We start from the raw sequence: 12899 nt of genomic DNA, 5'->3' as shown, positions 1-12899 counted from the left end.
GAACAATCCGAATGAGAGTCTGGGCAGTCGCCAATCAAAAGGGTGGTGTCGGTAAAACCACTTCCTCCATCGCTTTAGCCGGTTTACTGGCGGAGGCGGGCAAGCGCGTGGTCGTGGTCGATCTCGACCCCCACGGCTCGATGACCAGCTACTTCGGCTACGATCCCGACGCCCTGGAGCACAGCAGCTACGACTTGTTCTTGCACAAGGGCAGCGTGCCGCAAGGCCTGCCGGGTCAACTGCTGCTGTCGACCAGTGACGAACGCATCTCCCTGTTGCCCTCCAGCACCGCGCTGGCCACCCTTGAGCGCCAGTCGCCGGGGCAGAGCGGTTTGGGCCTGGTGATTGCCAAGAGCCTGGCGCAACTGTGGCAGGACTTCGATTACGCGGTGATCGACAGCCCGCCATTGCTCGGCGTGCTGATGGTCAATGCCTTGGCGGCCAGCCAGCAACTGGTGATCCCGGTGCAGACCGAACACCTGGCGGTCAAGGGCCTGGAGCGCATGGTCAACACCCTGGCGATGATCAACCGCTCGCGCAAACAGGCGTTGCCATTCACCATCGTGCCGACCCTGTTTGACCGACGCACCCAGGCGTCCCTCGGGACGTTGCGCGTGCTGCGCGACAAATTCCCCGAGGAAATCTGGCAGGGCTACATCCCGGTGGACACGCGCCTGCGCGATGCCAGCCGCGCCGGTCTGACGCCTTCGCAGTTCGACGGCAAGAGCCGTGGCGTTCTGGCTTATCGCGCGTTGCTCAAGCATCTGCTGGCGGCGCAACTTGTTGCGCAGGTGGCGTGACATGACCCCGACCCCTGTAGGAGCGAGCATGCTCGCGATGGTCGTCAACGATGACGCGGGAAACCTGACACCCCGTGGCGCTCTCAGGTTCATCGCGAGCATGCTCGCTCCTACAGGTGCGTGCTCATGAACCGGCCATTGAAGACCACTTCGCGCCCGCAACTGGCATTGCAGTCCTACCTGGACAGCTTGCTGCAGGACGTGACTGAGGAGCTGACGCCGCCAGTAGAGGCGGTGGTCGAGGAGATCGCAGCCGAAGCCGTATTGGACGAGTTCCAGGCTGCGGTACTCGAAGAGCAGGCTCGCGATGCCCGCACAGCGACGGTCATTGCCGCCCCGGTACAGGCATCGGTAGCGCCATCGGCCAAGGCTCCCGTTGCCTTTGCCGTGGCCGAAGCCCCAGCACCCGTCATGGCGCCGGTGTCCACCATCGCTCCGCTGCTGCAAGCGCTGGTGCCGCCACCGGTCGAGGTGCCGCCAGCACTGGAGCCCGACGTCGCCGAGGTACAGCAGACGCTGGTGCCGCCCGTCGTCGAAGTGCGTCTGCCACCGAGCAACACGCCGCCCCCGGTTGAGTCCGACGGTCGTCCGTCCTGGGCTGCCGAGCCCTTCGAATGCCTGCTGTTCGATGTCGCCGGTTTGACCCTGGCGGTGCCGCTGGTGTGCCTGGGGTCGATTTATTCCCTGGCCGGTCACGAGCTGACGCCGTTGTTCGGCCAGCCGGAGTGGTTCCTGGGCATCCTGCCGAGCCAGGCCGGCAACCTCAAGGTGCTCGATACCGCGCGTTGGGTCATGCCCGACCGTTACCGCGACGATTTCAGGCAGGGCCTGCAATACGTGATTTCGGTACAAGGCTACGAATGGGGGCTGGCGGTGCATCAGGTTAGCCGCTCGTTGCGTCTGGACCCGAATGAAATCAAATGGAGAAGCCATCGAGGTCAGCGGCCATGGCTCGCCGGCACGGTGATTGAACACATGTGCGCCTTGCTCGATGTCGCCTCGTTGGCCGAGTTGATCGCCAGCGGCGGCGCCAAGCACATGCCTGGCGGTAAGCCGGGCCAAAAACCGACATCAGTCAAATAAACAAAACAGGCGACGTCACCCTGATGGCGTTGCACGGAACACACACCGCCAGGGCGGTTTCTTGAGGGGCTGGGTATGAATGACAAGGCAACGGCGGCAAAGGGTTCCGAAGATCCGATCCTGCAATGGGTCACCTTCAAGCTGGACAACGAGACCTACGGCATCAACGTGATGCGCGTCCAGGAAGTCCTGCGCTACACCGAAATCGCCCAGGTCCCGGGTGCCCCGAGCTACGTGCTGGGCATCATCAACCTGCGCGGCAACGTCGTCACCGTGATCGACACCCGCCAGCGCTTCGGCCTGATGAATGCCGAGATCAGCGACAACACCCGTATCGTCATCATCGAAGCCGACAAGCAGGTGGTCGGGATCATGGTCGACAGCGTGGCCGAAGTGGTTTACCTGCGTCAGTCGGAAATCGAAACCGCGCCGAACGTGGGTAACGAAGAGTCCGCCAAGTTCATTCAAGGCGTGTGCAACAAGAACAACGAACTGCTCATCCTGGTCGAGCTCGACAAGATGATGAGCGAAGAAGAATGGTCGGAACTGGAGAGTATCTGATTGATTCTCGAGGTTGCGGTCATTGTCCTGTTCCTGTTTTGGGCAGGCACGCTGGCGATGTTCCTGGCGTACATTCGCGCTCAAAAACAGATCGCCGCGCAACAGGCCAAGGGTGATGCGCTGCGTGATCAGCGCATCAAGGACCTGGCCAAGCGCGTCGACGACTACCAGAACGGCAATGTGCGCATGGGCGAAGACCTGCACGAGCTGCGGGCGATCGTTGCGCCGTTGCCGGACAAACTCGCTCAGCTGGAACAGCGTGATCCTTCAAGCCTGTCGTTCGCCCAGGCGGCGCGACTGGTCGGGATGGGCGCCAGCGTCAACGAACTGACCCAGTCCTGCGGCTTGACCCAGGCTGAGGCGGAGTTGATGAGTAAGCTGCACAAGAACTGACAGCTGTAGGAGCGAGCTCGCTCGCGATGGACGTCAACGATGACGCGGGCCTCCTGGAGAAACGCGGCGCTCATACCTCCATCGCGAGCAAGCTCGCTCCTACAGTGGTTCTATGTCGGACACAATATCCGTGTTCACTGAAGATCAAATGTGGGAGCGAGCTTGCTCGCGATGGCGTCTTCGAATGCGCAGCGATCTTCCCCGCGATCCGACTCATTCCTCTCTATCCTCAGACAGGGATTACGCTGTCGTAGTCTCCTGCCTATAACATTCTCAGATCCCACCGTCTTGTGATCGCAACCAGCGATCAGTAGTTTGATCTGCTCAAACATACACAGTGCCAGGAAGGCTTATGATCGACATTTTGCGTGGTACACCGCTGTGGGTTTATGCGGTGTTTTTTATTCTGAGTTACTACGGCGTCATCGCCTGTTTCAGGAGCCACGTATCGAAAAGGTCATTGCAGATATCACCCGTGATATTCGTGGCTTTGTCCCTCGCATCGCTCAATCCCTCCCAGGAAATTGCAATCCAGCTTTCAGTCTATGCATTGGGATTGCTGGCGGGGTGGTTGCTGGCACTGCGTTTTTTCTCGTACAACAATGTGCAGTGCGGGGGGCAACATCTGGTTCTACCCGGTACGATCAAGGTACTGATTGTGTATTGGGGCTTTTTTGCCTGGCGTTATTACGAAGGTTACCAGGCGGCCATGTACCCGGAACTGGCCAATGAAATGTCGGCGGTTGCAGGGGCGGCGCTGGGGGCAGGGCTCATCAATGGTCTGATTGTCGGTCGCAGTTTCAAGCTATTGCGTTTTTTCAAGTTTGAACACGTGACGCCCCGGAGTTGATGAGCAAGTTGCGCAAGAACTGAGTTTTACAGTTCCTTGAGATTGCTATCGCGAGCAAGCTCGCTCCCACAGTAGTTGTATCTCGTACACAAAATACGTGTTCGCTGAAGATCAAATGTGGGAGCGAGCTTGCTCGCGATGGCGGCCTTGAAAACTCAGCAGTCTTCCCCGCGTTCGGTAACATCCTTCTCCACCATTAGCGCATCCGGATCCTGCCCCGCCGGAAACTTCCCCTTCAAATTCCACGCAAACGCAATGATCTCGGCAATCGTCAGATAGAGCTCCTGCGGAATGCTGTCCCCCAGCTCCATCCGCGCCAGCAATCTCACCAGCTCGGCATTTTCATAGATCGGCACTTCGCAGTCGCGGGCAATCCGCAGGATTTCTTCCGCCAGCGCTTCGTCGCCCTTGGCGGCGAGGGTGGGGGCGTGGCTGCCGTCGTATTTGAGAGCGATGGCCTGGCGTGGGGCGTTGGGGTTTTTCATGCGGTTTCGTCGACCCAGCGTTGTTCGAGGCGGGTTTGCGGGCCTTGGGGCGGTGTGCCGAGGTGGCAATCCAGGTCGCCGACGTTCAGGCCGGCGGACAGCAAGCGGTCACGCAGCCCGGCGAGGTTGCTTTCGATCAGGCTGGCGGTGTACGGCCGCTCGGCCCAGAGCTGGCTGGAGAGGCTGCCCTTGATCAGTTGCGCCTGAATTTGCAGCGGCCCCAAAGGCTCCATGGCGAATGCCAGTTCCACGCGCCACAGCTGTTGTTTGGGTTCGCGTTCTTCGCGACGTTCCTTCGGCTGTTCTTTTTCGGGTGAGTCTTCACGCTGGAACTTGACCTGCAAGGGCACGATGTCCTGCATGTTGCGCATCGGGATTTCCAGCTGCCAGGTGCTCATCAGCCGTCCGTCGGCGGTTACGCCGGTCTGTTCCAGGCTCGACAGTTGATGGCTTTGCAGGCGTGAAACCGCGGCGGCGGCCAGGCGCAGCAGGTGGTCGAGGTCGTTTTCACCCTCGGCGCTTTGCAGCAGGCGCTCGGGCAGCGGGAAAACGCTCGGCGACGGTTTGGCACTGACCTGGCCGAGCATGCCCAGGGCATTGCGGACAAAGTTCGGCATGGCCTGGGCCAGGGTATTGGCGGCGATGATCGCGCCGAGGCTGGTGTTGGCCGGCAAGCCCTGACTCAATTGCGCAACCAGTTTGAGCAGGTCGCCTTTCATGTCCGGTGCGAGCGTCGGGTTTTGCCCGGTCAGCAGTTTGCTTTCGAGAAACACACCGCTGCTGGCCAGGGCCTGGGCCAGGCCCTTGGGGGTGCTCAACTGTTGAACGTCCGGCAGGCCGGCGAGCAACCGGGCAGCGGCGCTGCGCAATTCAACGGATGTCTGGTCCGAGGGCGCAAGGTTCTGCAGGAGCTTGAGCAAGCCGTCCAGCGAGCCCTGGCGGCTTTGCTGGTCGAGCAGTTGCCGGGTCACCGCCAGTTGTTCCTGTCGGCTGCTCAGGGGCACGAATTTCACGGTCTGGGCGTCCTGCACCTGAGCGCTCAACAAGGTGCCGATGCGCAAGGGCTGCGGGCTGTCGATGCTCAGGGTGCTGCCGCTCAGTGCGGTGTTGAGCAGGCTCACCATCGAGCGAAACACCATGGGCTGGCCGGGCACCTGGGGCAGCACTTGCGAGGTCAGCACTTTGCCCTGCAGCAGGGTGCCAACGGGCAGTTGCGCGGTGTCGAGGCGGGTGAGGGTGGCGACGTTGGAGGCAATGGCCTGTTGCACCGTCACGGCCAGGTTGCCGGCCGAGGGCTGGGTGACAACCAGCGTGGTGCCTTGGGCCAGCGGTTGATTGCTGCTGGTCTGGACCGTGGTCTGGCGGCCGCTGTCGAGGGTGACCTTGAGCAGCATCTGGAAAGTCTGGTCCGCCTGCTTGAGCGACAACACTTCAGCCTGGGCGGTTTGACCGACGCTGATCAGCCCCTCCACCGGCGTCAGCAACTTGAGCAACTCGCCGCTGACCACCGGCGGGCGCGAAGTCGCCGGGAGGGTTTGCGGTAGCGGGAGGATGTTCATTTCGCCTGTCATACGCGGTCACAACCTGAGGAAAATGCACTCTTTAGAGTAAGGTCTGGCATGTATAATGCCGCGCCGTTGTATCCAAAAATGGCGAAAACTTTGCAATTGTTTGACGCAGCTCTCTAGAACAAGACGTCATTGCATCTATGCTGCATCTCTTTAACGGCCGCGCCAGAGCCGACTTGAACCGTATAAGGCCCGTGAACCCTTGACCAGTCCTGTCCTGCAAACCGTTGCCCTTGCCTGTGAGCGAGACCTTCGGCTGCTCTTCGAAAATCTCGATTTGCGACTGGCCAGTGGCGAAATGGTACAGATCAGCGGCCCCAACGGCAGCGGCAAGACCAGCCTGTTGCGCCTGCTCTCGGGGCTGATGCAGCCGACCGCCGGTCAGGTGCTGCTCAACGGTCAGCCGCTGAACGAACAACGTGGCGAACTGGCGCGCAACCTGCTGTGGATCGGCCACGCGGCCGGGATCAAGGATTTGCTGACGCCGGAAGAGAACCTGAGCTGGCTGTGTGCCTTGCATCATCCGGCGACCCACGAGGCGATCTGGCAGGCGCTGGCCGCGGTCGGGCTGCGTGGATTCGAGGATGTGCCTTGTCACACCCTGTCTGCCGGTCAGCAGCGTCGCGTCGCTCTGGCGCGCCTGTATCTGGACAGTCCGCCGCTCTGGATCCTCGATGAACCCTTTACCGCCCTCGACAAGCAGGGCGTGGCACAGCTTGAATCTCATCTGGCCGGCCACTGCGAACGCGGCGGCATGGTGGTGTTGACCACTCATCACACGCTGAGCCGGATGCCGGCCGGTTATCGCGACATCGATCTGGGGAGCTGGGCCGTATGAGTGTTTTCGGCCTGTTGGTCGCCCGCGAAGCTCGTCTGCTGTTCCGCCGTCCGGCGGAACTGGCCAATCCGCTGGTGTTCTTCGCCATCGTCGTTTCGCTGTTCCCGCTGGCGGTCGGCCCCGAGTCTCAATTGTTGCAAACCTTGTCTCCGGGGCTGGTCTGGGTCGCGGCACTTTTATCGGTCCTGCTCTCGCTGGACGGGCTTTTCCGCAGTGATTTCGAGGATGGATCGCTTGAACAGTGGGTCCTTTCGCCGCACCCCCTGGCTCTTCTGGTTTTGGCCAAGGTGCTGGCACACTGGGCTTTTTCCGGCCTGGCACTGGTTTTGCTCGCGCCCTTGCTGGCGCTGATGCTCGGTTTGCCTGCCGCCTGTCTGCCAGTGTTGCTGCTTTCGTTGCTGCTCGGTACACCGGTACTGAGCCTGCTCGGTGCGGTGGGCGCGGCGCTGACGGTGGGCTTGAAGCGTGGTGGCCTGTTGCTGGCACTGCTGATACTGCCGTTGTACATCCCGGTGTTGATCCTTGGCAGTGGCGCCTTGCAGGCTGCCTTGCAGGGGATGCCGGCGACCGGTTATCTCCTGTGGCTTGGCAGCCTGACCGCCTTGGCGATAACCCTGACACCTTTTGCAATAGCTGCTGGCCTGAAGATCAGCGTCGGCGAATAATGAGGTCTGGTTAAAAAATGACCAGCAAAGGCCCTGGCTCTTCACAGTAAAGAGCAACCGTGATGGAAACAGTATGAACTGGACGTGGTTTCACAAGCTTGGCTCGCCCAAATGGTTTTACGGCATCAGCGGCAAACTGCTGCCCTGGCTGAGCGTCGCGGCGTTGCTGCTGATCAGCATTGGCGTGGTCTGGGGCCTGGCCTTCGCGCCGCCGGACTACCAGCAGGGCAACAGCTTTCGCATCATCTATATCCACGTTCCGGCCGCCATGCTGGCGCAGTCCATCTACGTGATGCTGGCGGTGTGCGGCATCGTCGGCCTCGTGTGGAAGATGAAACTGGCCGACGTCGCCCTGCAATGCGCGGCGCCCATCGGTGCCTGGATGACCGCCGTGGCGCTGGTCACCGGGGCGATCTGGGGCAAGCCGACCTGGGGCTCGTGGTGGGTCTGGGATGCACGCCTTACGTCCATGCTTATCCTGCTTTTCCTGTACTTCGGTCTCATTGCGCTGGGCAACGCGATCAGCAATCGTGACAGCGCGGCCAAGGCCTGTGCGGTGCTGGCGATCGTCGGCGTGATCAACATCCCGATCATCAAATACTCGGTGGAATGGTGGAACACCCTGCACCAGGGCGCGACCTTCACCCTCACCGAAAAACCGGCGATGCCGGCCGAAATGTGGCTGCCACTGCTGCTCACGGCGTTGGGTTTCTACTGTTTCTTCGGCGCGGTGCTGTTGCTGCGCATGCGTCTTGAAGTGCTCAAGCGCGAAGCCCGGGCCAGTTGGGTCAAAACCGAAGTGGAAAACAGCCTGGAGGTCGCTCGATGAGCTTTGCTTCATTCGGCGACTTCATCGCCATGGGCCATCATGGCCTGTATGTCTGGTCAGCCTATGGCATCTGCCTGGCGGTACTGACCCTCAACGTGGCGGCGCCGATCCTGGCCCGCAAGCGGTATCTGCAACAAGAGGCGCGTCGTCTGCGCCGGGAGAACGGCAAGTGAATCCGCTGCGCAAAAAGCGTCTTATCATCATTCTCGCGATCCTGGTCGGGGTCGGCGCTGCCGTCGGCCTGGCCCTGAGCGCCCTGCAGCAGAACATCAACCTGTTTTACACACCGACCCAGATCGCCAACGGCGAAGCCCCGCAGGACACGCGCATTCGTGCCGGCGGCATGGTCGAGGCCGGTTCCTTGCAGCGCTCCGGCGACTCACTGGACGTGAAGTTTGTCGTCACCGACTTCAACAAATCCGTGACCATCACTTATCGCGGCATCCTGCCGGACCTGTTCCGCGAAGGGCAGGGCATCGTCGCCCTGGGCAAGCTCAACGCTGACGGCGTGGTGGTGGCCGATGAAGTGCTGGCCAAGCACGACGAGAAATACATGCCGCCGGAAGTGACCAAGGCGTTGAAAGACAGCGGCCAGTCGGCACCCACTCCCGCGAAAGAGGGCTAACTGATGACAGCTGGAATCTTCATTCCCGAGTTGGGCCACCTGGCCATGATCCTGGCGCTGTGTTTCGCGCTGGTTCAGGCCGTGGTGCCATTGGTCGGTGCCTGGCGCGGTGACCGTTTCTGGATGAGCCTGGCTCAGCCGGCCGCGTGGGGGCAGTTCGCGTTTTTACTGTTCGCCTTCGGTTGCCTGACCTACGCCTTCATGGTCGATGACTTCTCCGTGGCTTATGTGGCCAACAACTCCAACAGCGCCTTGCCGTGGTACTACAAGTTCAGCGCCGTATGGGGTGCCCACGAAGGTTCCCTGCTGTTGTGGGCCTTGATTCTCGGCGGCTGGACCTTCGCGGTGTCGGTGTTTTCCCGGCAGTTGCCGCAGGTCATGCTGGCCCGCGTGCTGGCGGTGATGGGCATGATCAGCACCGGTTTCCTGCTGTTCCTGATCATGACCTCCAACCCGTTCAAGCGCATCCTGCCGCAAATGCCCACCGACGGTGCCGACCTCAACCCCTTGCTGCAAGACATCGGCCTGATCGTTCACCCGCCGATGCTGTACATGGGCTACGTCGGTTTCTCCGTGGCGTTTGCTTTCGCCATCGCGGCGCTGATGGGCGGTCGCCTGGATGCCGCGTGGGCGCGCTGGTCGCGTCCATGGACCATCGTGGCCTGGGCGTTCCTCGGCATCGGTATCACCCTCGGTTCGTGGTGGGCTTACTACGAACTCGGCTGGGGTGGCTGGTGGTTCTGGGACCCGGTGGAAAACGCCTCGTTCATGCCATGGCTGGTGGGCACCGCACTGATTCACTCGCTGGCGGTCACGGAAAAACGTGGCGTGTTCAAGAGCTGGACCGTGTTGTTGGCCATCGCCGCATTCTCCTTGAGTCTGCTGGGCACCTTCCTCGTGCGTTCCGGCGTGCTGACCTCGGTGCACGCCTTTGCCTCCGACCCGGAGCGCGGGGTGTTCATCCTGATTTTCCTGCTGTTCGTGGTCGGCGGTTCGCTGACCCTGTTCGCCCTGCGCGCGCCGGTGGTCAAGAGCCAGGTCGGCTTCAACCTCTGGTCCCGGGAAACCCTGTTGCTGGGCAACAACCTGGTGCTGGTGGTGGCGGCTTCGATGATCCTGCTCGGCACCTTGTATCCGCTGATTCTGGACGCCATGACCGGCGCCAAGCTGTCGGTCGGCCCGCCGTACTTCAACGCGTTGTTCATCCCGTTGATGGCGTTGCTGATGATGGTGATGGCGGTCGGCGTGATCGTGCGCTGGAAAGACACCCCGGTGAAATGGCTGGTGAGCATGCTCACCCCGGTCCTGCTCGGCAGCGCCGCGCTGGCAGTAGTGGCCGGCGTCGCCTACGGCGATTTCAACTGGGCCGTGCTCGCGACCTTCATGCTCGCCGCCTGGGTATTGCTGGCCGGTGTGCGTGACATCTTTGACAAGACCCGTCACAAGGGCCTGATCAAGGGCCTGCCAACCCTGACCCGCAGCTACTGGGGCATGCAGATCGCGCACTTGGGTATCGCCGTGTGTGCGCTGGGTGTCGTGCTGTCGAGCCAGAACAGTGCCGAGCGCGACCTGCGCCTGGCGCCGGGTGAATCCATGGCCCTGGGCGGCTATCAGTTCGTCTTTGAAGGCGCCAAGCACTTCGAAGGCCCGAACTTCACCTCCGACAAGGGCACCGTGCGGGTGATCCGCAACGGCAAGGAAATCAGCGTGCTGCACCCGGAAAAACGCCTGTATACCGTGCAGAACTCGGTGATGACCGAAGCGGGCATCGACGCCGGTTTCACCCGCGACCTCTATGTCGCCCTCGGTGAACCCTTGGGCAACGGCGCCTGGGCTGTGCGCGTGCATGTCAAACCGTTCGTGCGCTGGATCTGGTTCGGCGGTTTGTTGACCGGCTTCGGCGGGTTGCTGGCGGCGCTGGATCGGCGTTATCGGGTCAAGGTCAAAAGCCGCGTGCGCGAAGCACTGGGCATGTCGGGAGCCACTGCATGAAGCGTTGGTTGATGTTGTTGCCACTGGCGATTTTTCTGGTGGTCGCTGTATTCCTTTACCGTGGGTTGTACCTTCGCCCGGCCGAGCTGCCTTCGGCCATGATCAACAAGCCGTTCCCGGAGTTTTCCCTGCCATCGGTGCAAGGCGACAAGACCCTGACCCGCGCTGACATTCTGGGCAAACCGGCGCTGGTCAACGTCTGGGGCACCTGGTGCATTTCCTGCCGGGTCGAGCACCCGGTGCTGAACAAACTGGCCCAGCAGGGCGTGGTGATCTACGGCATCAACTACAAGGACGTCAACGCCGACGCCTTGAAGTGGCTGACGGACTTCCATAACCCGTATGTGCTGGACATTCGTGACGACGAAGGCTCGCTGGGCCTGAACCTCGGCGTGTATGGCGCGCCGGAAACCTTCTTCATCGACGCCAAGGGCATCATCCGCGACAAGTTCGTCGGCGTGATCGACGAGCAGGTCTGGCGCGAAAAACTGGCGGGCAAGTACCAGGCGCTGGTCGACGAGGCCAAGCCATGAAGCGCTGGATCGCTGCCGTTATCCTGGGCTTGAGCCTGGCGGGCGTGGCCCACGCGGCCATCGATACCTACGAGTTCGCCAAGGAAGAAGATCGCGAGCGTTTTCGCGAGCTGACCAAAGAGCTGCGTTGCCCCAAGTGCCAGAACCAGGACATCGCCGACTCCAACGCACCGATTGCCGCCGATCTGCGCAAAGAGATTTTCCGCATGCTCGGCGAGGGCAAGGACAACCAGCAGATCATCGACTTCATGGTCGACCGCTACGGTGATTTCGTCCGCTACAAGCCTGCGCTGAACGCCAAGACCGCCTTGCTCTGGTTCGGCCCCGCCGGCCTGCTGCTGGGCGGTGTCGTGATCATCGCGGTGATCGTCCGCCGTCGTCGCGTGCAACGCGCCGGCACCCCGGGCTCGCTTTCTGCCGAGGAGCGCTCGCGCCTCGACCACCTGTTGGATAAAACCAAGAATGATTGATTTCTGGCTCGCTGCAGGTCTGCTGCTTCTGGTTGCCCTGAGTTTTCTGTTGATCCCGGTGCTGCGCAGCCGTCGCGCCCAGCGCGAAGAGGATCGTACCGCCCTGAACGTCGCGCTTTATCAGGAGCGCGTGGCTGAGTTGCAGACTCAGCAGGAAGAGGGCGTACTCGATGCGGCGCAAATGGACGCCGGTCGCGCCGAAGCCGCCCGTGAATTGCTGGCGGACACCGAGGGCGCTGAAGCGCCACGGGTGTCGCGCCTGGGCAAACCCTTGCCGTTGCTGGCGGCCATTCTGGTGCCGGTGCTGGGCCTGGGCCTGTATCTGCATTTCGGTGCCAGCGACAAGGTCGAACTGACCCGCGAATTCTCCCAGGCACCCCAGTCGATGGAAGAGATGACCCAGCGTCTGGAGCGTGCGGTCGCCGCTCAGCCGGATTCCGCTGAAGGCATGTACTTCCTCGGTCGTACCTACATGGCTCAGGATCGCCCGGCGGACGCGGCGAAGATGTTCGAACGCACCGTGAACCTGGCCGGTCGCCAGCCCGAACTGCTCGGTCAGTGGGCCCAGGCCCAGTACTTCGCCGATGGCAAGAAGTGGTCGGACAAGGTCCAGGCCCTGACCGACGAAGCGCTCAAGGTCGACCCGAAAGAAGTCACCAGCCTGGGCCTGCTGGGCATTGCCGCGTTTGAAAGCGAGCGTTATCAGGACGCCATCGATTACTGGAATCGCCTGTTGGCGCAGTTGCCGCCGGAGGACAAATCCCGCGAGGCGCTGCAAGGCGGGATTACCCGGGCCACGGAGAAGCTGGTGGCCAGTGGCGGCAAGGTTGCGCAAGCACCGGCGGCGAAGGCCGCGGCGCTGCTCAAGGTCAGCGTCGATCTGGCAGCGGACCTCAAATCCAAGGTCCAGCCTGGCGACAGCGTGTTCATCTTCGCCCGTGCGATCTCCGGTCCTCCGGCCCCGCTGGCGGTCAAGCGCATGACCGTGGCCGACCTGCCGGTGACCGTCGAACTGGGTGATGCCGACGCAATGATGCCGCAATTGAAACTGTCGAACTTCCCTGAAGTCCAACTGGTTGCGCGCATTTCCCGTGCCGGCAAACCGACCGCCGGCGAATGGATCGGTCGCAGCCAGCCCCTGGCCAGCAGCACCACCGCGCCGCAAACACTGACCATCGACAGCCCGGACAAATAACAGGAAAACGCA

Annotated in this window: 16 protein-coding genes; 14 read left to right on the top strand and 2 right to left on the bottom strand. The window is 61.8% G+C overall.

The genetic code is table 11. The annotated features are described in order from the left end of the window. The first annotated feature begins 11 nt into the window (after positions 1-11). The 5 genes from KGB28_RS00520 (at position 12) to KGB28_RS00500 (ending at position 3687) form a co-directional block, all read left to right on the top strand. Entirely contained in the window at positions 12-800 is a 789-nt protein-coding gene (locus KGB28_RS00520) for a ParA family protein (RefSeq protein ID WP_046037687.1), read from the top strand. A 126-nt stretch (positions 801-926) separates the two neighbouring features. Next, positions 927-1883, top strand: coding sequence for a CheW domain-containing protein (locus KGB28_RS00515; RefSeq protein ID WP_223441117.1), 957 nt, complete (start codon positions 927-929; stop codon positions 1881-1883). 75 nt (positions 1884-1958) lie between these two features. After that, positions 1959-2444 carry a chemotaxis protein CheW gene (locus KGB28_RS00510; protein ID WP_223441115.1) on the top strand — a complete coding sequence of 162 codons (486 nt, stop codon included), beginning with the start codon at positions 1959-1961 and terminating at the stop codon, positions 2442-2444. Then, on the top strand, positions 2445-2837 hold the full coding sequence (locus KGB28_RS00505) for a DUF2802 domain-containing protein (protein WP_223441113.1): 393 nt from the start codon (positions 2445-2447) through the stop codon (positions 2835-2837). A 352-nt stretch (positions 2838-3189) separates the two neighbouring features. After that, entirely contained in the window at positions 3190-3687 is a 498-nt protein-coding gene (locus tag KGB28_RS00500; protein ID WP_223441111.1) for a hypothetical protein, read from the top strand. A gap of 155 nt (positions 3688-3842) precedes the next feature. On the opposite strand, the gene KGB28_RS00495 is transcribed toward KGB28_RS00500, so the two are convergent. Both KGB28_RS00495 and KGB28_RS00490 read right to left on the bottom strand, forming a co-directional pair. Next, complete coding sequence (locus KGB28_RS00495) at positions 3843-4172, bottom strand: EscU/YscU/HrcU family type III secretion system export apparatus switch protein (RefSeq protein ID WP_223441109.1); 330 nt, start codon at positions 4170-4172, stop codon at positions 3843-3845. Next, positions 4169-5743, bottom strand: coding sequence for a flagellar hook-length control protein FliK (locus KGB28_RS00490; protein WP_223441107.1), 1575 nt, complete (start codon positions 5741-5743; stop codon positions 4169-4171). The genes KGB28_RS00495 and KGB28_RS00490 overlap by 4 nt, the downstream gene beginning before the upstream one ends. Before the next feature lie 199 nt (positions 5744-5942). On the opposite strand from KGB28_RS00490, the gene ccmA reads away from it, so the two are divergent. The 9 genes from ccmA to ccmI all read left to right on the top strand — a co-directional run bounded on the left by ccmA (position 5943) and on the right by ccmI (position 12887). Further along, entirely contained in the window at positions 5943-6578 is a 636-nt protein-coding gene (ccmA, locus tag KGB28_RS00485; RefSeq protein ID WP_150724488.1) for a cytochrome c biogenesis heme-transporting ATPase CcmA, read from the top strand. Beyond that, positions 6575-7243, top strand: coding sequence for a heme exporter protein CcmB (gene ccmB, locus KGB28_RS00480; protein WP_007980754.1), 669 nt, complete (start codon positions 6575-6577; stop codon positions 7241-7243). Before ccmA ends, ccmB begins: the two co-directional genes overlap by 4 nt. A gap of 73 nt (positions 7244-7316) precedes the next feature. After that, entirely contained in the window at positions 7317-8072 is a 756-nt protein-coding gene (locus KGB28_RS00475; RefSeq protein WP_223441104.1) for a heme ABC transporter permease, read from the top strand. Continuing rightward, positions 8069-8245: a heme exporter protein CcmD gene (gene ccmD / locus KGB28_RS00470; protein WP_060541438.1), complete on the top strand. Its 177-nt coding sequence runs from the start codon at positions 8069-8071 to the stop codon at positions 8243-8245. Before KGB28_RS00475 ends, ccmD begins: the two co-directional genes overlap by 4 nt. Continuing rightward, positions 8242-8697 (top strand): cytochrome c maturation protein CcmE, encoded by a 456-nt coding sequence (gene ccmE / locus KGB28_RS00465; RefSeq protein ID WP_008052305.1) that lies wholly within the window; start codon positions 8242-8244, stop codon positions 8695-8697. The genes ccmD and ccmE overlap by 4 nt, the downstream gene beginning before the upstream one ends. 3 nt (positions 8698-8700) lie before the next feature. After that, the gene (locus KGB28_RS00460; protein WP_223441101.1) at positions 8701-10689 is read left to right on the top strand and encodes a heme lyase CcmF/NrfE family subunit; all 1989 of its coding nucleotides are present in this window, start codon (positions 8701-8703) and stop codon (positions 10687-10689) included. Next, complete coding sequence (locus KGB28_RS00455; RefSeq protein ID WP_223441099.1) at positions 10686-11222, top strand: DsbE family thiol:disulfide interchange protein; 537 nt, start codon at positions 10686-10688, stop codon at positions 11220-11222. Before KGB28_RS00460 ends, KGB28_RS00455 begins: the two co-directional genes overlap by 4 nt. Further along, positions 11219-11692: a cytochrome c-type biogenesis protein gene (locus KGB28_RS00450; RefSeq protein WP_223441098.1), complete on the top strand. Its 474-nt coding sequence runs from the start codon at positions 11219-11221 to the stop codon at positions 11690-11692. Before KGB28_RS00455 ends, KGB28_RS00450 begins: the two co-directional genes overlap by 4 nt. Beyond that, positions 11685-12887, top strand: coding sequence for a c-type cytochrome biogenesis protein CcmI (ccmI, locus tag KGB28_RS00445; protein ID WP_223441096.1), 1203 nt, complete (start codon positions 11685-11687; stop codon positions 12885-12887). The genes KGB28_RS00450 and ccmI overlap by 8 nt, the downstream gene beginning before the upstream one ends. Positions 12888-12899: the final 12 nt, after the last annotated feature.

Origin of the sequence: Pseudomonas sp. BF-R-19 (assembly GCF_019956445.1) — a bacterium.
Classification (GTDB): Bacteria; Pseudomonadota; Gammaproteobacteria; order Pseudomonadales; family Pseudomonadaceae; genus Aquipseudomonas; species Aquipseudomonas fluorescens_BH.
The sequence above is the reverse complement of the archived record's forward strand: the minus strand, read 5'-3'. Positions and strand labels throughout refer to the sequence as shown.

Bases quoted from the DNA above. Each gene is read 5' to 3' on its own strand.
- KGB28_RS00455 (WP_223441099.1), top strand. From the start codon at position 10,686: ATGAAGCGTTGGTTGATGTTGTTGCCACTGGCGATTTTTCTGGTGGTC.
- KGB28_RS00500 (WP_223441111.1), top strand. From the start codon at position 3,190: ATGATCGACATTTTGCGTGGTACACCGCTGTGGGTTTATGCGGTGTTT.
- KGB28_RS00510 (WP_223441115.1), top strand. From the start codon at position 1,959: ATGAATGACAAGGCAACGGCGGCAAAGGGTTCCGAAGATCCGATCCTG.
- ccmB (WP_007980754.1), top strand. From the start codon at position 6,575: ATGAGTGTTTTCGGCCTGTTGGTCGCCCGCGAAGCTCGTCTGCTGTTC.
- KGB28_RS00490 (WP_223441107.1), bottom strand. From the start codon at position 5,743: ATGACAGGCGAAATGAACATCCTCCCGCTACCGCAAACCCTCCCGGCG.
- ccmD (WP_060541438.1), top strand. From the start codon at position 8,069: ATGAGCTTTGCTTCATTCGGCGACTTCATCGCCATGGGCCATCATGGC.
- KGB28_RS00450 (WP_223441098.1), top strand. From the start codon at position 11,219: ATGAAGCGCTGGATCGCTGCCGTTATCCTGGGCTTGAGCCTGGCGGGC.
- ccmI (WP_223441096.1), top strand. From the start codon at position 11,685: ATGATTGATTTCTGGCTCGCTGCAGGTCTGCTGCTTCTGGTTGCCCTG.
- KGB28_RS00495 (WP_223441109.1), bottom strand. From the start codon at position 4,172: ATGAAAAACCCCAACGCCCCACGCCAGGCCATCGCTCTCAAATACGAC.
- KGB28_RS00520 (WP_046037687.1), top strand. From the start codon at position 12: ATGAGAGTCTGGGCAGTCGCCAATCAAAAGGGTGGTGTCGGTAAAACC.
- KGB28_RS00460 (WP_223441101.1), top strand. From the start codon at position 8,701: ATGACAGCTGGAATCTTCATTCCCGAGTTGGGCCACCTGGCCATGATC.
- KGB28_RS00515 (WP_223441117.1), top strand. From the start codon at position 927: ATGAACCGGCCATTGAAGACCACTTCGCGCCCGCAACTGGCATTGCAG.
- KGB28_RS00475 (WP_223441104.1), top strand. From the start codon at position 7,317: ATGAACTGGACGTGGTTTCACAAGCTTGGCTCGCCCAAATGGTTTTAC.